The 21,675-nt window shown below is 52.5% G+C and carries 19 protein-coding genes; 6 read left to right on the top strand and 13 right to left on the bottom strand.

All coding sequences use genetic code 11. The annotated features are described in order from the left end of the window. Positions 1-71 precede the first annotated feature (71 nt). Entirely contained in the window at positions 72-293 is a 222-nt protein-coding gene (locus tag B348_RS0111160; protein WP_026136731.1) for a hypothetical protein, read from the top strand. A gap of 240 nt (positions 294-533) precedes the next feature. On the opposite strand, the gene B348_RS01000000129900 is transcribed toward B348_RS0111160, so the two are convergent. The 7 genes from B348_RS01000000129900 to B348_RS0111130 form a co-directional block, all read right to left on the bottom strand. After that, positions 534-1,934: a glycosyltransferase family 39 protein gene (locus B348_RS01000000129900; protein WP_017736207.1), complete on the bottom strand. Its 1,401-nt coding sequence runs from the start codon at positions 1,932-1,934 to the stop codon at positions 534-536. Next, positions 1,928-2,911: a glycosyltransferase family 2 protein gene (locus tag B348_RS0111150; protein WP_026136730.1), complete on the bottom strand. Its 984-nt coding sequence runs from the start codon at positions 2,909-2,911 to the stop codon at positions 1,928-1,930. Before B348_RS0111150 ends, B348_RS01000000129900 begins: the two co-directional genes overlap by 7 nt. Next, a complete protein-coding gene (locus B348_RS1000000130835) occupies positions 2,877-3,296 on the bottom strand; it encodes a GtrA family protein (RefSeq protein WP_081609224.1) in 420 nt (139 codons plus the stop codon). The genes B348_RS0111150 and B348_RS1000000130835 overlap by 35 nt, the downstream gene beginning before the upstream one ends. A 630-nt stretch (positions 3,297-3,926) precedes the next feature. Continuing rightward, positions 3,927-4,253, bottom strand: a complete 327-nt coding sequence (locus tag B348_RS0111145) for a DUF2790 domain-containing protein (RefSeq protein ID WP_017736204.1) — start codon at positions 4,251-4,253, stop codon at positions 3,927-3,929. A gap of 156 nt (positions 4,254-4,409) precedes the next feature. Next, the gene (locus tag B348_RS0111140; RefSeq protein ID WP_017736203.1) at positions 4,410-7,565 is read right to left on the bottom strand and encodes a CusA/CzcA family heavy metal efflux RND transporter; all 3,156 of its coding nucleotides are present in this window, start codon (positions 7,563-7,565) and stop codon (positions 4,410-4,412) included. A 24-nt stretch (positions 7,566-7,589) separates the two neighbouring features. Then, a complete protein-coding gene (locus B348_RS0111135) occupies positions 7,590-8,846 on the bottom strand; it encodes an efflux RND transporter periplasmic adaptor subunit (RefSeq protein WP_017736202.1) in 1,257 nt (418 codons plus the stop codon). Between the two features lie 67 nt (positions 8,847-8,913). After that, positions 8,914-10,191: a TolC family protein gene (locus B348_RS0111130; RefSeq protein ID WP_081609223.1), complete on the bottom strand. Its 1,278-nt coding sequence runs from the start codon at positions 10,189-10,191 to the stop codon at positions 8,914-8,916. Between the two features lie 401 nt (positions 10,192-10,592). Here B348_RS0111130 and B348_RS0111125 point away from each other — a divergent pair, with 401 nt between their 5' ends. After that, complete coding sequence (locus tag B348_RS0111125; protein ID WP_026136728.1) at positions 10,593-11,939, top strand: OprD family porin; 1,347 nt, start codon at positions 10,593-10,595, stop codon at positions 11,937-11,939. 496 nt (positions 11,940-12,435) lie between these two features. Next, positions 12,436-13,110: a heavy metal response regulator transcription factor gene (locus tag B348_RS0111120; protein WP_017736199.1), complete on the top strand. Its 675-nt coding sequence runs from the start codon at positions 12,436-12,438 to the stop codon at positions 13,108-13,110. 257 nt (positions 13,111-13,367) lie between these two features. On the opposite strand, the gene B348_RS0111115 is transcribed toward B348_RS0111120, so the two are convergent. Further along, entirely contained in the window at positions 13,368-13,604 is a 237-nt protein-coding gene (locus B348_RS0111115; RefSeq protein ID WP_017736198.1) for a hypothetical protein, read from the bottom strand. Positions 13,605-14,530: 926 nt separating this feature from the next. Next, the gene (locus B348_RS1000000132200; protein WP_026136727.1) at positions 14,531-14,965 is read right to left on the bottom strand and encodes a hypothetical protein; all 435 of its coding nucleotides are present in this window, start codon (positions 14,963-14,965) and stop codon (positions 14,531-14,533) included. Positions 14,966-15,261: 296 nt separating this feature from the next. Here B348_RS1000000132200 and B348_RS0111105 point away from each other — a divergent pair, with 296 nt between their 5' ends. After that, positions 15,262-15,717: a helix-turn-helix domain-containing protein gene (locus tag B348_RS0111105; RefSeq protein ID WP_017736196.1), complete on the top strand. Its 456-nt coding sequence runs from the start codon at positions 15,262-15,264 to the stop codon at positions 15,715-15,717. Between the two features lie 131 nt (positions 15,718-15,848). On the opposite strand, the gene B348_RS0111100 is transcribed toward B348_RS0111105, so the two are convergent. Further along, positions 15,849-16,115, bottom strand: coding sequence for a YebG family protein (locus tag B348_RS0111100; RefSeq protein WP_026136726.1), 267 nt, complete (start codon positions 16,113-16,115; stop codon positions 15,849-15,851). Positions 16,116-16,682: 567 nt separating this feature from the next. On the opposite strand from B348_RS0111100, the gene B348_RS0111095 reads away from it, so the two are divergent. Next, a complete protein-coding gene (locus B348_RS0111095; protein WP_017736194.1) occupies positions 16,683-17,171 on the top strand; it encodes a phosphate-starvation-inducible protein PsiE in 489 nt (162 codons plus the stop codon). Here the strand turns inward: B348_RS0111095 and B348_RS0111090 are convergent. The 3 genes from B348_RS0111090 to B348_RS0111080 all read right to left on the bottom strand — a co-directional run bounded on the left by B348_RS0111090 (position 17,168) and on the right by B348_RS0111080 (position 20,470). Then, positions 17,168-17,482, bottom strand: coding sequence for a DUF3509 domain-containing protein (locus tag B348_RS0111090; RefSeq protein WP_017736193.1), 315 nt, complete (start codon positions 17,480-17,482; stop codon positions 17,168-17,170). The two genes, B348_RS0111095 and B348_RS0111090, sit on opposite strands and share 4 nt — an antisense overlap. Positions 17,483-17,740: 258 nt before the next feature. After that, a complete protein-coding gene (locus tag B348_RS0111085) occupies positions 17,741-19,033 on the bottom strand; it encodes a serine/threonine transporter (RefSeq protein ID WP_026136725.1) in 1,293 nt (430 codons plus the stop codon). 60 nt (positions 19,034-19,093) lie between these two features. Further along, positions 19,094-20,470, bottom strand: coding sequence for an L-serine ammonia-lyase (locus tag B348_RS0111080; protein ID WP_017736191.1), 1,377 nt, complete (start codon positions 20,468-20,470; stop codon positions 19,094-19,096). Between the two features lie 138 nt (positions 20,471-20,608). Here B348_RS0111080 and B348_RS0111075 point away from each other — a divergent pair, with 138 nt between their 5' ends. After that, positions 20,609-21,556, top strand: coding sequence for a LysR substrate-binding domain-containing protein (locus B348_RS0111075; protein ID WP_017736190.1), 948 nt, complete (start codon positions 20,609-20,611; stop codon positions 21,554-21,556). The last annotated feature ends 119 nt before the right edge of the window (positions 21,557-21,675 follow it).

The raw sequence follows: 21,675 nt of genomic DNA, 5'->3' as shown, positions 1-21,675 counted from the left end.
GCTTCGTAATCCTAGACTAGTAACCAACAAAGGATGCTATCAAGGCAGACCTAGTGAATATCGAGGCTTCAATGAAATTCGTAAAATACTTCTCTATTGGCAGCCTGCTAATTGGGCTTACAGGTTTCGCGTTTGCTGAAGATGGTTTCGAGCGAACTAAGCAGTTCAAGGAAAACTTCCGAGCCGAACAGGCTCGCTTGTGGGGCCCTGACTCCTCGGAGCAAGGTAAACAGAAAGTTGCTCAAGAAAAGCAGGAAGAGCGTCAGGATCGTCAGGAGCAAGCCGACAACTAATAGGCGGTTAGATGTAAAATGACGATTCGTATCGACGAAAAGCCAGATTAATATCTGGCTTTTTCTTACATTTAGTGTTAGCTATTCCAGCGGTGATAGACGGAACTACTCAGATACAGAGATTATCTCTAAGACTTATTGTTCTTTTAAATCTGAAATAACGTCACGCTTTGAGTATGTCCTTCATCGGATGATCATTTTCGATTAGAGCCCGCTACGCCATCTGCTGCAAAATCTTCACTATCTTGGCCCAGTATTCTCCCAACGACAAAGAAGCAGTAGGCTTGCGTTCGTTTCGGTAACTCTTACGCAACCTAGGCCTGTAGGCAGATCAGCATTGCTGTCGCGCAAACGCCTGGAAAGATAGAAAAAGCTGTTGCGAGGCCACTCATCAGGATCTTTGATGTTTTCGGACATTCCCCTACTATAAAACTCAGAAGAATACGAACGACGGCCAGGATAGATCAGGGCACCCGATTGAGCCGACTGTGCTTTGAACCAGGCGTCAACCACATCTCGCTGGTTTTGAGGGCGTTCGTCTAGTACTCCAGCGTAAATGATACCTGCGCCCACAATTGGCAGCAGGAAAGCGCTCGCTGCAGCAGCCCGGCTGGTATAAAGGCCGACTTCACTGATTCGCCCTGCAAGAAGCAGCGCCCAGGCGGGTAGAGCCGGGAGCAGATAGGTCCAGAGAATGTTGCCAGAGAACGTGAAGAAGAGAGGCGTGGCCAATGCCCAGAGCCACATATAAGCCTCGAAACGCCGCATCGATGCTCTTCTGCGAATCATTAGAGGCAGGAAAAATGCCCAAGGCAACAGCGACAGACCGAGCTGGATCCAGATGGTGCCATATGGCTTGGCATGTGCACTGCCATATAGGTCCCCAGCCCAATCACTAATTACATATCGGCTCCAGTGTTCACCAACAAAAAAATATTCCATGAACCCAGGCGTCTTTATTTCGGCCGCGACATACCAAGGCACAGAAATACCGAGCATGAGAATAATCCCGGTTACCCACGGAAGCATCATCATCCGATTCCATTCTTTGTGGATGACGATCCAGGCGAACGCCGGCATGCCCATCAACACCAGTGTCAGTGGTCCCTTAGCGAGTAAGCCCAAGCCAAGACCTAAGAACATCAGATAGGCATCCGCTTTGCCTGCACACTTCATCCAACGCCAAAAACCATAGCTAGCAAGCAGTATCGAGAACGACAGAACAGGGTCAGTCAGTACAACACCACTGGATACCAGGCCCAGTGTCGTGCTTGAGAAGATGATGGCTCCCCAGATGCCAGCCCTGCGCGACATCTCCTGGGTCGCGAGCTTAATGATGATAAAGCAGCTTGCTAGGTGAAGTAGCCAAGCTGGAAATCGGGCAGCGAATTCGTTGATACCGAATAACTTCATGCTCGCTGCCTGAGTCCAGAAAGACAGTGGCGGCTTACCCCAAAACGGTACTCCATAATCGAACATTGGGGTAATCCAGTCATTCAGTTCGACCATCTTGCGTGCCATTTCGGCATAGCGTGCTTCGGACGTATCCATCAGGGGATATGCTCCCAGCCCCAGAAGACGTAAAAGCAGAATCGAGATTAGGATCCACAGCAGTGTCCGCTCGTTTTTCAAGTTCAGCATTTCTTACTCTCGATCGAGGAAACCGGAGGGTGAATAGTCACGGGGGTTGCTTTGTTATTGCTCTTCAAAAAATAAAGCGGTCGGCGTTTGACTTCCGCGAGCGTCACACCCAAGTACTCGCCCACCATGGCAACCCCCAAGCACATAAATGAAGCCATTCCGAGCAGCAAGTGATGGATGTCGAAGGAGCCTGCCACGAGCGCTGCGAGCAGGAAACAGATACTGGAGACGAAGAAGCCGAAGCTAATGAGGCTGAATATACGCAGCGGCTTTCGAGAGAAACTGAGAACACTTTCAATGGCTAGATTGAACAGCCCAGCGGCGTTCCATTTGGTATTACCCGCATGACGAAAAGTGCGATTGTAGGGTAGCTCTATGGTACGAAAACCCACCCAGCCGATCAGGCTCTTAAGAATTCTGGAGCGTTCGTCTAGCGCTCTCAATGCAGCCAATGGCGCAGGGCCAATCAGACGGAAGTCACTGACATCCGCCGGGAGATCAACTTTCTCCACCAGTCGCTGCATGATCCAGTAGTAACTGCGCGCACTCATGCGCTTTAGCAAGGAATCGCCGGTTCGCAAGTCGCGTTGCATGTTCACAACGTCGTAACCCATCTGCCAGTGGTGCACCATGCTCGTAATGAGTTCAGGCGGGTCCTGCAGGTCCACGTCAATAAAGATCAATGCGCTACCGCGCGCGTGGTCGATGCCTGCACTTAACGCAGCCTCTTTGCCGAAGTTTCGGCTCAGGAACAGGCAGCGTACATCAGATCCATCCTGATAGTGGCGAAGTAAGTCTGCAGTACGGTCATTGCTTCCGTCGTCGATATAAAGAATCTCGCACGAGACAGGCAAACACCTTACGACGCGGGTGATGCGCTTGTGAAATTCGGGAATGGTTTGCTCTTCTTGAAAGCAGGGCACCACAATGGTTAACAAAGGATCAGGGCGTTCGGAAAGCCGATGTAATGTCTGCATGATTGAATGTCCAGAAACGGTGTGCGATGAATCCGAGCGCAGTTAGGATTAACGTCACCAATATCTGGGATATAAACGGTGACAGGTCAATTTTAATTAAGACCCACATGCCCATTCCATTACCGAGGTTTGTCGCCAACGAAATCAGCAAAAACCTAATGGGTTGAAGCTTACAATCTCCCTTCGCTATAAAGCAGAGCCTTTTATTACCAACATAGCTAACAAACGCGCCTAAGACGCCTCCGCTAACGCTGGCCAACACTGGATCAGCAAACCCGCTCGCGACCAGTGCAAGGAAAACAGAGTAATGCATTCCCGTTGCAATAGATCCGACCCCTAGATAACGAATAAATAACGCTACAATAGGCAAGTTTTTATTTTCCATCTGCGAAGCTTAAGGAGTTCAAAGTGAAAAAAAAGTGAAAATTACATGTGATTTCAGAGCTGAATAACTTCAACATGACTCGAAAATTACAATTTTGAAAAAAACAGATAATCCATATCACAAGTATAGATACCCCACATTACCCTGCTGCGAGTTGAATGGGTGACCACATAGTAAGTTTGTCTATCGCAGAGATTAGTTAGTGCAGAGAGACTGGAATCACAATTGTACGCTTCTAGGATTTCCCACATACCACAAGCTTCCAATTTACTCCACAGGTCGAAGTCTTAGAAATACACTGCCCCAATCATTCGGCCTCGCCAATTTTAGCCGTCTTAATATCAAAATATTCAAAAGGTTAAGTACCAAAAGCTCACTCTGAGCAAGCTGCGATCAGGTTAATCTAGGGAAAGTTACTATTGCTTAGCCGTCAGGAGGGTCAACCAGATGTTATGAACTCGATCGTTCTGAATGCAGGTGTTCCAACCAAGTATATTAGCTATAACGTATTAAGGCTTGAGGGCGAGTAGCACCGTCGGTGCAACAATTTTTGCCTAGTACCACTCCAGGCGCCTTAAAAAACGCCAGGCATTGCCTGGCGCTTATTAAATGCCTAGCCATTCAAAAAATTCAGCTTTTGTTATTCGGGCATTGCGAGAATACAGAATAGCGAATCGTCTTGAGTTCACCCTGGGGGTCTTCGTAGCTCATCAATCGTGAATAAATCTGGCAAGTACGAGGGTCCTGGGATTGACGTACGAATTTCTCTACATCAATCTTCATGCCGTATTTATAGTCGACAATCTCTGGCATAGGCTTGTTATTTTTTTTCGCGTAGGCAGCCACGGCACTTTGGTGCTCCTGGATGTATTCCATCTGCTTCTTCTCCGAAAAAGTAGTGGCTTGCGAAGTCATAGAGCAAAAAACAAGTGCAGCTGCAACAATAAGCTTTTTCATAAGTTTCTCTCGATATCAATGTCACTGGATGCAACCTTATCAATTCATAGGCATCACCGGCATGACGGAAAACTTACAATTTTGAAAGGTGAAATATCGACCCTATAAAAACGAAAAAGCCCACAACTGTTGTTGTGGGCTTTTGTTTATCGGCTATCAGCTTTCTGCTTCATCGCCGTCATCATCCTTGCGATGTGCCCATTGATACAGAGCAGGCAACACCAGCAAGGTAAGTGCGGTGGAGGACAAGATACCGCCGATCACGACTGTAGCCAGCGGCCGCTGAACCTCTGCACCGGTACCGGTTGCCAGTGCCATAGGTATGAATCCCAGGGATGCAACAAGGGCAGTCATCAGCACTGGCCGTAATCGAGTCAATGCGCCTTCATCAACTGCGTGACGTAGGGTACGCCCTTCCTCACGTAGTCCGCGGATAAAGGAAATCATTACCAAACCGTTCAACACAGCTACACCGGAAAGCGCAATGAATCCGACCCCTGCCGAGATCGACAGCGGGATATCCCGCAGCCAAAGCGCGACTACGCCACCCGTGAGTGCGAATGGGATCCCGGTGAAGACCAGCATGCCATCCTTGAGGTTGTTGAACATCAAGAACAACAACGTCATGACCAACAGCAAAGCTACCGGAACAACTACCTGCAGACGTTTGGCTGCTGACTGCAGTTGCTCGAACTGACCACCCCACGTGGTCCAGTAGCCAGCGGGAATCTCCACGCCGGTTGCCAGAGCACTGCTCGCTTCTTCAACAAACGAACCAAGGTCACGCCCCCGAACGTTTGCGCTGACCACAACAACACGCTTACCGTTCTCTCGGCTTATCTGGTTCGGACCTAGCTGCAGATCCAGGCTAGCCACTTGGGACAGCGGAATGAAGCCGATTTGATTCGCCCCTTGTGCCGCATTCGGCGGCACGGGAATCAGCAAGCCGGACAACCCCGCTACATCTGTACGCAGTGTTTCAGATAGACGTACCACCATATCGAAGCGGCGATCGCCCTCATAAAGCGTGCCGGCCTGACGACCACCTACTGCGATTGCAATCGCATCTTGCACTGCGCCGATGTTCAGGCTGTAACGTGCTGCCTTCTCCCGATCAATATTGATGGTAAGTACAGGCAGGCCTGTAGTCTGCTCTACCTTCACCTCCGAAGACCCCTGGACACCCTTTAATGCAGTGGCTATCTTCGCTGCTGTTCGATTTAGAACGTCCATGTCATCGCCGAACACCTTGACGGCCACGTCACTGCGGACACCCGAAATGAGTTCGTTGAAGCGCAGTTGAATAGGTTGGGACAACTCATAGTTGCTGCCAGGCACACTTGCTGCAGCTTTCTGAACTTCAGCAATTAGCTCTTCACGCGATCGATTGGGATCTGGCCACTGGTCTTTCGGCTTCAGCATCACGTAAGCGTCTGAGATATTCGGCGGCATTGGATCGGAAGCAATTTCCGCTGTGCCGGTACGGGCAAACATTCGCTCGACCTCAGGCACCTGCTCAATGACGGCTTTTTCCAAGCGCTGCTGCATGTCTACGGACTGAGTCAAGCTAGTCCCCGGTACTCGTAAAGCCTGCAGCGCAAAATCCCCTTCACTCAGACTCGGAATGAACTCACTGCCCATTCGGCTCGCGAGCACACCACTTAGAACGACCAAGGCTATGGCGGCGGAAAATGCGATGCTTCTATGCTTAAGCACCCACTGCAGAACGGGAGCGTAACGCTGCCGTGCAATACGCATCACCATCCCCTCTTCTTCCTTGACCTTGCCTGTGACGAACATGGCAATTGCCGCAGGAACAAAGGTTACGGAGAGAATCATCGCGCCGACAAGTGCCATCACCACGGTAAATGCCATGGGGTGGAACATTTTTCCTTCGACACCGGTGAGTGCAAAGATCGGCAAATACACAACCATGATAATCAGCTGACCGAAGATCAAGGGGCGGCGAGCTTCCCGTGCAGCTGCAAAAACCTCGTGAAAGCGCTCGGCTTTGGTGAGCATCCGCCCATGCTTGTTTTGTGCATGAGCCAGGCGCCTGATTGCGTTCTCGACAATCACTACCGCCCCATCAACAATGATGCCAAAGTCGAGTGCGCCAAGGCTCATCAAGTTGGCACTGACCTTGTTGTTGAACATGCCTGTAAACGTGAACAACATGGACAACGGGATCACCATGGCAGTGATCAGTGCCGCACGGATGTTACCGAGGAACAGGAACAAGATAACGATTACAAGAATCGCCCCTTCAATCAGGTTCTTCTTCACTGTCGATATGGCTTTTTCAACCAAATTGGTACGGTCGTAGACGGTAACGGCAACAACGCCCTTGGGTAGGGTACGGTTAATGTCAGCCAGTTTGGCTGCAACAGCTTGAGATACTGTCCGGCTGTTTTCGCCGATCAGCATGAACACCGTACCCAATACAACCTCTCGACCGTTCTCAGTAGCAGCTCCAGAGCGGAGCTCTTTCCCGATGCTGACTTCAGCGACATTGCTGACTCGAATCGGCACGCCATCGACACTGGTAATCACAATATTGGCGATATCTTCGATACTGCCTACCTGGCCGGGTGCGCGGATGAGCAACTGCTCACCGCTGCGCTCGACGTAACCGGCGCCAACGTTGGCGTTGTTGCTTTCCAAGGCAGCGACCAGATCATTAAGAGTCAGCTTGTAAGTGGCCAGACGTTTCGGATCCGGAGCAATCAGGTACTGCTTGGCATAGCCACCAATGGTGTTGATCTCGGCCACACCCCGGACGTTGCGCAATTGTGGCTTGATTATCCAATCCTGGATCACGCGCAAATCAGTTGGTGTATAGGCCGTACCATCCTCTTTGACAGCGCCTTTCTCAGTCTCGACAGTCCACAGGAAGATCTCGCCGAGACCCGTTGATACAGGCCCCATCACTGCGTCTACGCCATCCGGCAACTGCTCCTTCGCTACCTGCAGTCGCTCGTTGACCTGTTGCCTAGCGAAGAAGATGTCGGTGCCGTCTTCAAAAATGACGGTGACCTGAGATAGTCCAGAGCGAGAAAGGGAACGAGTCTGCTGAAGGCCCGGCAAGCCAGCCATTGCCGTTTCAACTGGAAAGGTAATTCGCTGTTCGGTTTCCAACGGAGAGTAACCAGGAGCAGCAGTGTTGACCTGAACCTGTACGTTGGTAATATCTGGTACTGCATCAATAGGCAGCTTTTGATAGCTGTAGACACCGATACCGGCCATGATCAGCACGGCTATCATTACAACGATGCGCTGCTCAATGGCGAATCTTATGAGACGTTCAAACATGTGGAATGATCCTGTCAGTTCGCATCAGTGACTGTGCTCGGCACTAGCCTTGCCGAGCTCGGACTTGAGCGTGAAGCTGCCACTGGCTGCCACTTGGGCGCCGGATTGGAGGCCTTCGGTTATTTCCACATAGCCACCTGCACGGCGACCAAGCGTTACCGTGCGAGTGTCAAATCCCTCAGTGGTCCTGACGAATACCGCAGGCTTTTCCTCAACGGTCTGCACTGCGGATTCTGGAACGGCTACGGCCACCCGATCAGTCTGTGAAGTGACCGCGATGCTTACGAAAAGGCCTGGTCGCCAGGCTCCATTTGGATTGGTCAGCGTGACGCGAACGGTCGCTGCACGGTTCTGCTCACCCAGGAGGCTGCCTACATAACCAACCTTGCCGTCCACCTCAGCCTTCATGTCAGGCGAAGAAACCTTTACCGCACGGCCTGTCACAACCTTCCCCAAATCGCTCGGAGGAACTGCGAAGGTTGCCCACACCTGATTGAGGTCTGAAAGAATGAAAGCGTTGGTTGCCTCGCTGACAACCTCACCGACGGTCAGGTGCTTCTCCACGACAACTGCGTCGAAGGGCGCGCGAAGCTCGTAGCGGTTACCGCCGGCAGAATTGACCGATGCCCCGATAGCTCCGACCTTTTGCTTAGCATTGGCCAAGGATATATCTGCCTCTTGCAACCCTTGACGAGCCTGGAGGTAATCCTGTTCGGCGGAGATTTTGTCCTGCCACAACTGTTTCTCGCGGTCGAAGGTCAAACGTGCCAGTTCTACACGTCGTTGAGCGGCTTGTTGCTCACTGCGTAGATCGGAGATCTGTTGACTCGCAATCACCGCAAGGACTTGCCCCTTCTTAACCGACTCTCCGAGGTTGGCCTGAACGCTTTCTACAACGCCAGGTACGCGAGGCACGACATGCGCTGTATGGTCCTCGTCAAACCGTATCTCGCCAGGAAAAGTCACGACGGTGCTAAGTTCACGGGGAGCCGCAGCTTCGAGGACGACACCGGCAGCCTTGATCTGCTCAGCGCTAAGCGTCATCTTGCCTTCTTCCTCCTCTCCCTTTTCGCTGTCGCTGTGGCCCTCCTCACCGTGGCCATCATCCCCCCCCTCTTCAGCGGGTGCTGCGGCAATCTTCTTATGCTCATGGCCGTCCTCAGCGCCGTGTTCGGCATTACTGGCTGGCGGCTGCTCAGAACTAGAGTTCCAGGCGAAGCTGCCAAATCCAAGGGCTGCCACAGCGACTACCGCCAGTGCGATCTTACGTTTGTTGTCCATTGTTACTCCTGCTGATCGTAGGTAGCGGCTTATTCAAAGACGCGTACCGAGGAAAATGTCTAGGCGTTCAGCGAAAACTGGCATTCGATCCGACGTCGCCATAAACCCTTTCCACCTGCGCACGCGCATTGGTTGCAGCCGCCAACGAGTCGAGGTACTGGCCACGAGCGACTATCAAGGTGCGCTGCGCATCCAGCACTTCGATGAAGCCGAATTTGCCCATCTCAAATCCACGCGTTGCGGTATCCACGGCCAGTTGAGCTGAAGGCAGAATCGTCTTGTCGTAAGACTCGACCTCTTGCATGGCGGTAGCCCACTGGTTAACTGCGGTTTGGGTTTCGGAGCGTAGCCTTAGCTCTACAGCGTTTCGTTGGTCTCGGGCCTGATCTGCGCGGCGAGAAGCGGAAAGAATGTTGCCCTGATTACGATCAAAGAGCGGCAAAGGCATCGACAGCCCCACGAGGTTGACCCGCTCGCGAACAGACCGGTCATATTGGCTACCCACACTCACAGTGAGATTCGGGATACGTTGGGCCTTTTCCGACCCGAGTGAGGCATCGCTCTTGTCTATTTGAGCAAGCGCCTGTCGCATCTCTGCAGTTTGATCAAGCTTCGCCAATAATTCTGCGGCCTGCGGCGGAATGCCGGGAGATAGGTTTGGCGAGTCCAGACGATCAAATGCAGTAGCCGAGCTGCCTATTACCTGGGCCAATTGCTGGTAAGCCGTTGACTTCGCTGTTTCAGCGCGCCTTACCTGTAACTTGGCTTCAGCCAACTGCACCTGGGCGCGCGTAGCCTCCACCGGTGAGGACTTACCGGCGCGCACCCGACCATCGACTATGCGCAGACCGCGTTCGGTGAGCTCCAAAGATTGTTTTGCCAGGTTCAAGCCTGTCTGAGCCCTTAAGGCGGCGTAGAAAAACTGGACAACATCCGCACGAAGACCATTGACTCGTCGGTCCAGCTCTAGCTGCGCGACGGTTTGACCGTAGGTGGCAACTTCGATACGAGCACTTCGTTTGCCACCCAACTCTAAAGGCTGACTAAGGGTGACTGTGGTCGTGCTTGTATTACGACGGGTGTCTTCCACGTCATACGAAATTTCAGGATTAGGGATGAGTCCCGCTTGCTTGCGAACTCCTTCCGAGATGCCGATTTCCTGACGCGCAGCTGCAAGATCGGGGTTAGCATCCATTGCAGTGGAAAGCGCTTCGGCCAGGCTAATACTCTGAGCAAATGCGGCTGGCACGATCGCTCCTGAAAGGAGCGTACAGAATGCAATGGCTCTCAAGGGAAAGACAAAGACAGAGGTTTTAGATAAAACGTTGTGATTATACCAGGGCACTTTATGGTCCTCGTGCACAAACTTTGATAAAGCTTGGCGAGAACGTATTTACAGCCGCCAAGCTCCACTGGATCAGGTGATGGCACTCTAATCAGCGATCGCTATCAGTGGGGTGGCTGTAAAATTACAATTTCGTTAGAAAGTACGTTCGACATTAAAATTTCCCGCCCAGTTGCGCACGGGACAAGCTATTGAGTAAATCAGTCCGCAGCTACAAAACGTCCTTAAATACGACAGATAACAATTAGATTGCCAAATTGTAATTTTTCTATCACCAATCCGTTATCTTTGATCTGCAACTATCATGTCAGGTCCTACGCAGGTGCCCGGCCGGGCCACAAAAAAAATATAGCCGTGTCGGTAAATCAAAATAAAAGCTGCCGTAATCAAAGGGGCATCAAATGAAAATTAAAGTACCGTTGTGTGTGTTGGCAGCTTCTGCTTTTTCCATAAGCTATACAGCTATAGCAAACGCGGAAGATAAGTCATCAGAAGGTTTTATTGACGGTAGCAGCCTCACTGTTTTAAACCGAAACTTCTATTTCAATCGTGATAATCGCAGCTCTTCTGCGCCAACGTTCAATAGCGGCAAGGGAAACACCAACGGATATTCTGAAGCTTGGGCGCATGCGATAATTTCTAAATTCAACTCGGGCTTCACCCAAGGCACCGTCGGCTTTGGTTTAGATGCCTTCGCTATGATCGGCCTCAAGCTCGATACAGGCGATGGCCGTAACGGCGGCCGAAGCTCCTTCGATGTGTTGCCAGTTGATGGAAAGGGCCAGGCCCGTGATGAATACACGAAGGTTGGGGGGGCTGCCAAAGTCCGCCTGTTCGATACCGTAGTGAAATTGGGTGATGTCTTCCCAGCGACACCAGTCGTTGCATCAGGAGACGCACGTCTACTGCCAGAAAGCTTCCGCGGTGTAACGGTTGAAAACACCAGCATGCAAGGCCTCACCCTGCAGGGTGGTAGACTACACGCGATGAGCCAACCAGTATCCAGCGACCTGAACGATAACTTCGTGACCTTCTATGGCGGCCCAGTCAACTCGCCTTGGATCGGTTACGGTGGCGGCGATTACAAGGTCAACGACAGTGTTACTGTAAGTCTCTATGCCAGCCAGCTAAAAGATGTATGGAATCAATACTACGCCGGGACAAGCGTCTCCTACCCGCTTAGCAATGATTTGACCCTGATCAGCGGCTTTAATTACTATAAAGCTGTTGACGAAGGCAAGAAACGTTTGGGTGAGTTCGATAATAATATCTGGAGCGCCAAGCTCGGCGTCAGGTATGGTGCACACACCCTCGCACTGTCGCATCAGCGTAACAATGGCGATGACGATTTCGACTATTTACGTCAATCAGACTCGATATTCGTCGACAACTCAATTCAGTACAGCGATTTCAACTCGCCAAAAGAACGCTCTTGGATGCTGCGCTACGACCTAAACATGACCGACTACGGTATTCCAGGCCTTTCGTTCATGACTCGCTATGCCAAAGGCTCTGGCGCGGACTACTCTAATGCCAATCAGTTTTACATGCGTACCGATGACAATGGCAATCCGCTCACCAATCAGAAACGTTGGGAGCGTGACATTGAGGTTAAATACGTAGTGCAAACAGGAGCTGCCAAAGACCTTTCTTTGAGATTGCGCCAAGCAAATACACGAGCAACTGCTTTCGAATCGGATTTGGATGAAGTGCGCCTGATCGTTGAATACCCACTTTCGGTACTATAAGCCATTGCGTTGCTCTGCTACTCCTCCAGCCGGAACTTCTGAAAAGCAAATCGCTAGTTCAACGAATTCACCTTGAGTTGCTTAAATGCTCCTTTGGTAAAAGGTGAATATTTTACGCCCTTCGGGGCGTTTTTTTTTACTAAAATTCCAATACCTGTTCAAGGATGTGCATGGCATCCCGATGGAGTTCATGGCTGCACCAGTGGCCCACGTCCTCAACGTGAGAGTCGACCCCATCATCTGAACGGAACAGAGCGCCCACGACAAATAGAACAACCCAATATTTCATAAGGTAAATTCACCTAATGGGGGAGGGTCCGCAATTGACAAACCCAGATGGCGACACATTAACCTGCGAGGTTATCAAGCGTATTGCTTAACAATTACAAGTCCGTTATTTAAGCCACGGACAGTTAGTTTTGATTTACCATTCCCCCCAATGATGACTGCGCACTTGCGTGGTTAAAACTGCTGAGTAATATCGAGACAAAATCCAATGCGAATTCTGGTAATTGAGGATGAAGTAAAAACTGCTGAATATGTACGCCAGGGCCTCACTGAGTGCGGATATGTAGTGGATTGCGTACATACCGGCTCTGACGGGCTATTTCTGGCCAAGCAGCACATGTACGAACTCATTATTCTAGATATCAATCTTCCAGAGATGGATGGTTGGCAAGTTCTAGAACTATTACGACGGAAAGATTGCTCTTCGCGTATTATGATGCTCACTGCCCGCAGCCGACTAATCGATAAAGTCAGAGGTTTGGAGAATGGAGCTGATGACTACCTAATTAAACCCTTCGAATTCCCCGAATTGCTTGCTCGAGTTCGCGCATTGATGCGTAGGTCGGATAGTGCTGCATCTGTAGAAATTATTCGCGTAGCTGACCTTGAGTTGGATCAAAGCCGCCACAGAGCGTTCAGAGATGGTCAGCGTATAGACTTAACAACAAAGGAGTTTGCTCTGCTGCACTATCTAATGCGGAATACGGGCATTGTTCTGAGCCGCACACAAATCATATCTCAAGTGTGGGATATGAATTTTGACTGCGACACTAATGTCGTTGAGGTTTCCATAAGAAGACTTAGAGCCAAGATGGACGACCCTTTTGAGAGTAAGTTAATTCACACACTTAGAGGCGTGGGATATGTTCTAGAAAAACGCTAGATTTACATTATTAAAAATAATGAACGTGCGAATAATATTTGATGCTTTCAAATAATGCCCCGTTCAAAATCCTTGGTAGCAATATAAAGCGCTCAAATTCAGACTATTAAAAGTGTTCGTTCAGGAGGGTGTTTTTAGCAGAGCAGTCAGGAAAGCCTTAAATTTTAATATGTCGCCAAATTCATGCTCCCAAGTGGCGCTCCGCAGATTCACTACTTTGAGATTGACATCATCGAAATGGCGCCGCCATAGGGCAATTACTTGTCGAATACTGCAGAGAAAATCTTACTGCCGCCTTGTTGTTGGTCTTGTAAAGACCTGTAAGCCTTCAGCCACTTCCCGGCCTCCCGCTCAGCTCTTGTTCTCTCGAACAGCATCTGGGTCTGAGACTCAAGTGCTAACTCAAAGCGCTTCTTAAGATCAATGTTTTCTTGTTTTATCTCTTCAATTTTTTTTGGCAGCCTCACCACGTTGAGGCAATTTTCTTTTTCCATTTTTTAAAACTATATCCCTCACTTAATAATATTTAGTATTTGATCAAGCTATGAGGGATCGAGACCTACCAGTCTCGTCGTCTACGGCGGACAACGTGAATTCTACCTTGGCTTTGCGCTGCATTTCTAAATTTTTATGATTACGGGGCACGTTGTTTACCAGCCTCTCAAAAGCATCGCTTATAATATCAAGCTCGTCAATAGAGCGTTTTCGAAAATTAGTCATTGATATTAAATTGCCGCCTATTCCGACTAATTACCCAAAGACAAAATCCTTATAGTTTTTCGCCTGTTCAGCCTGTTTACGGATAACAGCGAATGAAGATTCACTCTTAGGCATATCCGAAGTCAAGAAATTCGAATATTCTGAATATCGATATTTCCAGAATGATAAATGGCTTCTGTTAATAATAAAAAATTGACATCCTAAACATACGCTAAGCTGCTGAGTTTTATAATTAGGTGCTCTACCTATCGGGGCCTTCTTCCGCATACTCGATGTCACTGCAACTGCGAATCATCTAGAGGAAGACCAGTGGCGTGCGGTGCGAACCAGATAACCAATCCTTTTTCAAACAAAAAAGTGTCTAACATCAGCCCATCCTTGGGCCTTATTTTGACCCTTTTGCTATCGTGGATACCACATAAAGCGTTAACCAAAGTAGGAGAAAATCCTCTTCTAACAACAAACTTTGACTGACGGGAGGAGGCCACCATAACAACCACTGTCGAGTCCGCGACTAGACAATAGGCGCGTCCAGGAAAGTAAAATCCAACCTAATCTGTTGCCGCTGACCGAAAACTGACCCATTGGGTCAGTTTTCAATCGGCGCCAACATACGACAATTTCGCGGGCATCCGACAGAGCTTCGGCGGCACGTTTGAAATCTGACATCAGAAAGCTCCTCGGTAAGGAGCCAGGAGACTTAAGCGAACTTGGGACTGATCGTCGACTTGCGCCTCAGGTAGAGGGGAGCGTACATCTGGTGACTGGCTGATTTGGGAGCCGGCACTGATATCCTAGGGCGGTGATTTTCCAAGCGCTTTTTCGAGAACCACACCTGTGATGTCTTTTTTTTGCGAAGGTCCAGCTCTCCCATTTTGTAAACACCGCGAGAGGTGCGATATACAACAGCACTTTCTTGAGTTGCTATGCCTTGGAAGCAAATAATTTGGTCCAGGTCCTCCAAACTCCATCTGCCGGAACGGGTCAGGGCTGGTGGGCACAGCATCTGCACGTGACTGATGACAACGTCAGGAGCAGCATTCATATAGTACTGAAGTTCATACGCACAGCTGACCATCGCAGCGCGATCACTCATCCCTGTCTGGGCTGAGGTAATGGTGATAAGAAATCCCACCCCCTCTAGTTCACAGTGTGTCCTAGTGAAAACTTTACGTTCTGCAGGGTCAAGTATGTATATCAATTGCCAACCCATTCCCGATTCAGTCCGTGCCGCTCGTACACTCACAGTGGAAAAATATTCGGTATCGCAGGACTCATCTCGACTGCGTTGTGAGTGTTTGAGGATTTGTAGAACGTTCCTGGAAGGATGAGGATTCCAAGCTTACGCGCTATATATGCATTTTATACCCCCACGATGTGATGCGTCAAAGCGTGGCTTTATTCTCTCTTTTGTGAGTACACGGAAGAGAGATGGATTATTTGGAGGCTTTGGGGCAGGTCATAAGGGAAGTCCGGGTTGCTGCTGGGCTCAGTCGAGAGGGCTGTGCACAAGTCCTAAATCGAGATCATCTTGCCAAGGTCGAACAAGGACGCCTGGCCATTTCTGTTCTCAAACTCTATTCTTTATGCGAATGCCTAGGCATCTCCCTCAGCCTTGTGCTTATGGCTGTGGAGGCGCGCATGGTTGGTATCGACCTTGAAGCCTATCGGCATCAGCAAGAACGTGATTTAAACCGACTTGTCGGAGCTGGCCTGCTGAGTAGTGTTATCAATCATGGTGCGAGCCGCGGGGTACGTGGAAAGCGGGCAGAAGATAATCGTTTGGCCATCCAGACTTTGCAAACCGAAGGATTAGCAAAAATGGAGATCGTTCGTAGACTGGGTGTCAGTCGCGCCACAGTCGACCGTTATTGGCTGAAGCGATGAGCGACCAAACACTCCCGAGGGGGTTGTAATTTTAAAAATATTCCAAACATTCCCATTATGCTGGAGCTTAGTTTGCATAAGCTCCAAACGCTTACTAAACGGTCAATCACGTTCGAAGGCTCTGACCTATTTCATCCTTCAGTACCAGTGGCTTCAGAAAGCTCGCTCAAAGCGCCCACATTGTTTTTGAAAGCTGCTGCAAACACTGAGCGATTTTTAGCCATGTAGATGCTCACATCCTCTGCGTGTTTCTCAGATAGCCCCGGTACATGCTTCATCAGTGTGTCCGTCAGCAGCTCCGCCAGCTCAAGCATTTGATCATGCGCATCAGCGAGTTTGCGGTCCACAAAAGTAGTCTCCAGGTCTCGGGTACTGCGATAAAGAGTCTCAACTGCCATTTTGGCCTCGTCGTCTGTCTGTCCAGCGTGTATGAGGAAGCATTTGTTCAAATCAAATGCTGGCCGATGAATCTTGCGAACTGTTGCGCTAAAGCCCTACGAGCTAACTAGGCAGGGTGGCAAAAGCGAAAACTAGGCAGGATAATTGGTTTCGAAGGACAATATTTCTCCATCTGGATACGTAGGCTGCTGATACTACGGCAGTTTTAGATGCAGCTACCCCGACCAATGGCCTATCTAGGCAGTCCGCTAGTCCGCAAAACAATGTACAAACGCTCCAGATCTCGGCTGCTGCGGTATACCACTTCGACGGCCATTCACCACCTCACATGCCTTCACGATAGTTGTCTATTGCGACTACTGTATTTATATACAGCGAAAAGGGTAAGCCAAACCGTGGGGTTTGGGTAGCAGTTTTTTACTGTAGCCCGTAAATACAGGTTTGAAGTGTCTCATGTCACCCCGCCATCATCTCACTCTGCAGTGTCTGGCCTTTTTTCTGCATGCAGAACAACCGTCACGTCCAACCCGCATTATCCGGTCGAGCCGACCTAAGGAAGCATCATCGTGAAAATCAACTGGGCCGAAAGGCTGCGCCAGAACGTGCATGAACTGGCCGAGTCCCTGGGTAACCTGTTTGTCGAGTCGTTCCACTACCTGGCGCTGTTCGCCATTGGTGCGGTGACGGCCTGGGCGGCGGTGATGGAGTTTCTGGGGATGCTGGAGAACGGGCACATCAAGATCGATGACATCTTGCTGCTGTTCATCTACCTGGAATTGGGCGCAATGGTCGGGATTTATTTCAAGACCAACCACATGCCGGTGCGTTTCCTGATCTACGTGGCGATCACGGCGTTGACGCGCCTGCTGATCTCCAACGTGTCCCACCACAACCCGCCAGACGTAGGCATCATCTACCTGTGCGGTGGGATTCTGCTGTTGGCGTTCTCGATCCTGGTGGTGCGTTACGCCTCGTCGGCGTTCCCCTCGGTGAAGGTCGATGGCCCGCGTCGCAAAGGCGAAGCGAGCCTGGAAACCGAGAAAGGCGAGCTTTAAAGCCCGACGCTGAACGGCAGCGTCCGCGCCGGCGGGCGCTGCAACAGTTTGTGATCGCCATCGGTCATCACCGCCAGGATCTCCATGGCGCTGTGGCCCTGCTCGATGGCGATGCCGAATTGGATGCTTTGCACCAGGCGTTTGAGCCGCTGCGGGTCGTTGCGCTGCTCGGCGCTGATCATGCGCTTGGCCACCACACCCGCCTCGTTGGAGAGGGTGAGCATGATGCTGCCATCCAGCCGCTGGATGCTGAGGTTGACGCGGTAGTCGGGGGTGAAGGTGTCAGTGATGATCTGAAAAGGATTGTCCATGGTGCGTACCGCCTGATAAGAACATGCAGTCATTGACGGCCGGTGGCGGGATTAGTTCGCATCTCCTGACCACTGGCCATTGCCCTCATTCCCTGTACAGCAAGGGCCGTGCCGTACAGCGAACCCTCAATCGCTGAAGTCCCCCCTGTGGGAGCGGGCTTGCCCGCGATTACGCTGTGTCAGCTTGCTAAAACTTGGCTGACAGACCGCTATCGGGGGCAAGCCCGCTCCCACACTGGATTGTGTTTGTGCGTTGTTTCAGGGCAAGACCGAAAAAACGATCGCAGACAGCGCAATCAACCCAATCACCACCACAAACACATTCGACAGCTGGCCCGAATACTGGCGCAGCGATGGCACGCGACGAATCGCGTACATCGGCATCAGGAACAGCAGGCACGCGATGATCGGCCCGCCCATGGTTTCGATCATGCCCAGGATGCTTGGGTTGAAGGTGGCCACGGCCCAGCAGGTCAGCACCATGAAGATCGCGGTCGAGCGCTCCAGCCATTTGGCCGACATCGAGCGATTGCGCCCGCGCAGGGATTTGACGATCAAGCCTTGGAAGCCTTCGCTGGCGCCGATGTAGTGGCCAAGGAAGGATTTGGTAATGGCCACCAGCGCGATCAACGGTGCCGCGTAGGCGATCACCGGGGTCTGGAAGTGGTTGGCCAGGTACGACAGGATCGAAATGTTCTGCGCCTTGGCGGCCGCCAGGTCAGCCGGCGACAGGGCCAGCACGCAGCTGAAGCAGAAGAACATTACCGTCAACACCATCATGCCGTGGGCAGTGGCGAGGATGCCGCTGCTCTTGCGCTCGGCCTGCTGGCCGTAAACGCGTTTTTGATCGACGGCGAACGCGGAGATGATCGGCGAGTGGTTGAAGGAAAACACCATCACCGGGATCGCCAGCCACAGGGTCTTGAAGAACAGCGGCATGGGCATGCCATCACCGGCCGAGGCGAAGAACGCGCCGTTCCAGTTGGGGATCAGGCTGACGGCCAGCAACAGCAGGGCGGCGACGAACGGGTACACCAGCACGCTCATGGCCTTGACGATCACGCCCTGGCCGCAACGCACAATCGCCATCAGGCCGAGGATCAGCACCAGCGACAGGATCGCCCGCGGCGGCGGGGCGATGTGCAGTTGGTGTTCCATGAAGCTGCCCAGCGTGTTGGTCAGCGCCACGCTGTACACCAGCAGGATCGGGAAGATGGCAAAGAAATACAGAAGGGTGATCAGCTTGCCTGCGCCCACGCCGAAGTGTTCTTCGACCACTTCGGTGATATCGCCGGATTTGCCCGACAGCACAAAGCGCGTCAGCCCACGGTGGGCGAAGAAGGTCATCGGGAAGGCCAGCAGCGCCAGCACGATCAGCGGCCAGAAACCGCCGACACCGGCGTTGATCGGCAGGAACAGGGTGCCGGCGCCGATGGCGGTGCCGTAAAGGCCCAGCATCCAGGTGGTGTCGTGTTTGGTCCAGCCTTTGCTCACGGTCGTTGTTGCAGTTTCAGCAGGATTTTCGGCAGCAGGTGTACGTACATCGGTCATCGTTATTGCCTCGTTATTATTTTTGCGCGGGCTCACGTTGGGACGGTCAGGGAATGCTCCTCAGCATTCCACCCAGCTCACGGCCAGGCCGCCCCGTGAAGTTTCTTTGTATTTGTCATGCATGTCGGCGCCGGTATCGCGCATGGTGCGGATCACCCGGTCGAGGGAGATGAAGTGTTTGCCATCACCGCGCAGGGCCATTTGCGTGGCGTTGATCGCCTTGACGGCGGCGATGGCGTTGCGCTCGATGCACGGCACCTGGACCAGGCCGCCGACCGGATCGCAGGTCAGGCCGAGGTTGTGTTCCAGGCCGATTTCGGCGGCGTTTTCCAGTTGCTCCGGGGTGGCGCCGAGCACATCGGCCAAGCCAGCGGCGGCCATGGCGCAGGCCGAGCCGACTTCGCCCTGGCAACCGACTTCGGCGCCGGAGATCGAGGCGTTTTTCTTGCACAGGATGCCGACGGCGGCAGCGGCCAGGAAGAAATTGACCACGTCATCGTCGGACGCTTCAGGGTTGAATTTCATGTAGTAATGCAGCACCGCCGGGATGATCCCCGCTGCGCCGTTGGTCGGTGCCGTAACCATGCGCCCGCCAGCGGCGTTTTCTTCGTTGACGGCGAGGGCGAACAGGTTGACCCATTCCATCGCCGACAAGGTCGACGTGATCACGTTCGGTTTGCCGATTTCCAGCAGGCTGCGGTGCAATTTCGCCGCGCGGCGCGGCACATCCAGGCCACCTGGCAAGATGCCTTCATCGCGCAGGCCTTGTTCCACGCACTCGCGCATCACCGACCAGATATGCAGCAGGCCGCTGCGGATTTGTTCGTCGCTGCGCCAGGCGCGTTCGTTGGCCATCATCAGTTCGGAAACCCGCAAGCCATGCTTGTTGCACAGGGCCAGCAGTTCCACGGCGCTGGAAAAGTCGTAGGGCAATTCCACGTCGCTGGTCGGCGCGATGCCCGATTCAGCCTCAGCCGCTTCGATGATGAAACCGCCGCCCACCGAGTAATAGGTTTGTTCGCTCAACAGGCCGCTGTCGCCGTAGGCGTGCAGGGACATGGCGTTGGGGTGGTAGGGCAGGCTTTCGTCCAGCAGCAGGAGATCGCTTTGCCAGTTGAAGGCAATGTCCTGAAGGCCTGCGAGCAACAGCCGGCCGGATTCGCGCAGGTGCTGGATACGGGCATTGATCGAGGTGGGGTCGACTGTGTCCGGCCACTCGCCCATCAGCCCCATCACGCAGGCACGGTCAGTGGCATGGCCGACCCCGGTGGCGGACAGCGAGCCATACAGGCGCACTTCAACGCGGCGCGTGTCGCTCAGCAGTTGTTGATCGATCAGGGCTTGGGCGAAGGTCGCCGCCGCCCGCATCGGGCCGACGGTGTGGGAGCTGGAGGGGCCGATGCCCACTTTGAATAGATCGAAAACACTGATAGCCATGCTAAAGCCTTACAAGCAATGGAGTAGGAATCGCTGCCATGTTTTGTAGGACGAGCGCAATTGGCGCGATACTGAGCCTCTGGATCGGCACTGACCAACGAATTATCCTAAGACACCCTTTAGCAGGACTAAACCCTTATGACCCGTCCCCTCCATGGCCAGACCTACGTCTGGTTGCACGTTTTCTCCTGTGCTGCGCGGCATTTGTCGTTCACCCGCTGCGCCGAAGAACTGCACATCACGCCGGGGGCGGTAAGCCAGCAGATTCGCCAGTTGGAGGAGCGCCTGGGGTTTCGCTTGTTCCATCGCCGCGCACGGGGGGTGGAGCTCAGCGCCGAAGGGCAGCGGCTGGCGGCGACGGTGGGGGAGGCCTACGGCAGCATCGATGCCGAGTTGCAGCGGCTGGACGCGGGGATGATCAGCGGCACCTTGCGCCTGCGCTCGATCCCATCGTTCCTGGGCAAATGGTTGACCCCGCGTTTACCGCGTTTGCAGCAACGTTTCCCGGACATTCAACTGCGCATGGTCGCCGAAGACAGCAGCATCGCCCTGCACGAGGGCGACTTCGACCTGGCCATCGACTTGAACGACGGCAGCTACCCCGGCCTGTTATCCACAGCCCTGTTGGACGAGCAGATTTTCCCGGTGTGTGCGCCGAGCCTGTTGCGTGGACGGCCGCCGCTGCATGGGCCGGCGGATCTGGCGCACTTTCCCCTGCTACACGACATCACCGCCTGGCGTGGGAGTTATGAATATGCGGAGTGGGAGTTCTACCTGAATGCCATCGGTTATCACGAAGCCGACGTGCGCCGTGGGCACACCTTCAACCGCAACCACCTGACCATCGAAGCCGCCATCGCCGGCATGGGCGTGGCCATTGCGCGACGCACCTTGCTCAACGACGAACTGGAACGTGGCACCTTGATCGTGCCGTTCGGCCTGGCCGTGCCCAACCATAAACGCTATGTGCTGCTGTATGCGCCAGGCGCGCTGAGCCACCCGGGCGTGCGTGCGGTGCATGATTGGCTGGTGGAGGAGGCGGCGATTTTTCGCGGCTTGCACCCGTTGGGCGACGGGCAATTGTGAGGATTGCTGGGCGTAGGAAGTTGTAACTAACTCCCCACCCTAACAGCGTTTTTGATCGTAGTCAGGGTTAATTTGTAATGTGGGATTTATCTTTGAAAAGGGGTTGAATTGTTCGGCTG

Source organism: Pseudomonas sp. CBZ-4 (genome assembly GCF_000346755.1).
Taxonomy (GTDB): Bacteria; Pseudomonadota; Gammaproteobacteria; order Pseudomonadales; family Pseudomonadaceae; genus Aquipseudomonas.
Note: the sequence above shows the minus strand (reverse complement) of the source record. Positions and strands in the feature narration are given on the sequence as shown.

What these genes read in the sequence shown, in the direction of transcription:
- B348_RS0111160 (WP_026136731.1), top strand. Translation starts at nt 72, where the DNA reads ATGAAATTCGTAAAATACTTCTCTATTGGCAGCCTGCTAATTGGGCTT.
- B348_RS01000000129900 (WP_017736207.1), bottom strand. Translation starts at nt 1,934, where the DNA reads ATGCTGAACTTGAAAAACGAGCGGACACTGCTGTGGATCCTAATCTCG.
- B348_RS0111150 (WP_026136730.1), bottom strand. Translation starts at nt 2,911, where the DNA reads ATGCAGACATTACATCGGCTTTCCGAACGCCCTGATCCTTTGTTAACC.
- B348_RS1000000130835 (WP_081609224.1), bottom strand. Translation starts at nt 3,296, where the DNA reads ATGGAAAATAAAAACTTGCCTATTGTAGCGTTATTTATTCGTTATCTA.
- B348_RS0111145 (WP_017736204.1), bottom strand. Translation starts at nt 4,253, where the DNA reads ATGAAAAAGCTTATTGTTGCAGCTGCACTTGTTTTTTGCTCTATGACT.
- B348_RS0111140 (WP_017736203.1), bottom strand. Translation starts at nt 7,565, where the DNA reads ATGTTTGAACGTCTCATAAGATTCGCCATTGAGCAGCGCATCGTTGTA.
- B348_RS0111135 (WP_017736202.1), bottom strand. Translation starts at nt 8,846, where the DNA reads ATGGACAACAAACGTAAGATCGCACTGGCGGTAGTCGCTGTGGCAGCC.
- B348_RS0111125 (WP_026136728.1), top strand. Translation starts at nt 10,593, where the DNA reads ATGAAAATTAAAGTACCGTTGTGTGTGTTGGCAGCTTCTGCTTTTTCC.
- B348_RS0111120 (WP_017736199.1), top strand. Translation starts at nt 12,436, where the DNA reads ATGCGAATTCTGGTAATTGAGGATGAAGTAAAAACTGCTGAATATGTA.
- B348_RS0111115 (WP_017736198.1), bottom strand. Translation starts at nt 13,604, where the DNA reads ATGGAAAAAGAAAATTGCCTCAACGTGGTGAGGCTGCCAAAAAAAATT.
- B348_RS0111105 (WP_017736196.1), top strand. Translation starts at nt 15,262, where the DNA reads ATGGATTATTTGGAGGCTTTGGGGCAGGTCATAAGGGAAGTCCGGGTT.
- B348_RS0111100 (WP_026136726.1), bottom strand. Translation starts at nt 16,115, where the DNA reads ATGGCAGTTGAGACTCTTTATCGCAGTACCCGAGACCTGGAGACTACT.
- B348_RS0111090 (WP_017736193.1), bottom strand. Translation starts at nt 17,482, where the DNA reads ATGGACAATCCTTTTCAGATCATCACTGACACCTTCACCCCCGACTAC.
- B348_RS0111085 (WP_026136725.1), bottom strand. Translation starts at nt 19,033, where the DNA reads ATGACCGATGTACGTACACCTGCTGCCGAAAATCCTGCTGAAACTGCA.
- B348_RS0111080 (WP_017736191.1), bottom strand. Translation starts at nt 20,470, where the DNA reads ATGGCTATCAGTGTTTTCGATCTATTCAAAGTGGGCATCGGCCCCTCC.
- B348_RS0111075 (WP_017736190.1), top strand. Translation starts at nt 20,609, where the DNA reads ATGACCCGTCCCCTCCATGGCCAGACCTACGTCTGGTTGCACGTTTTC.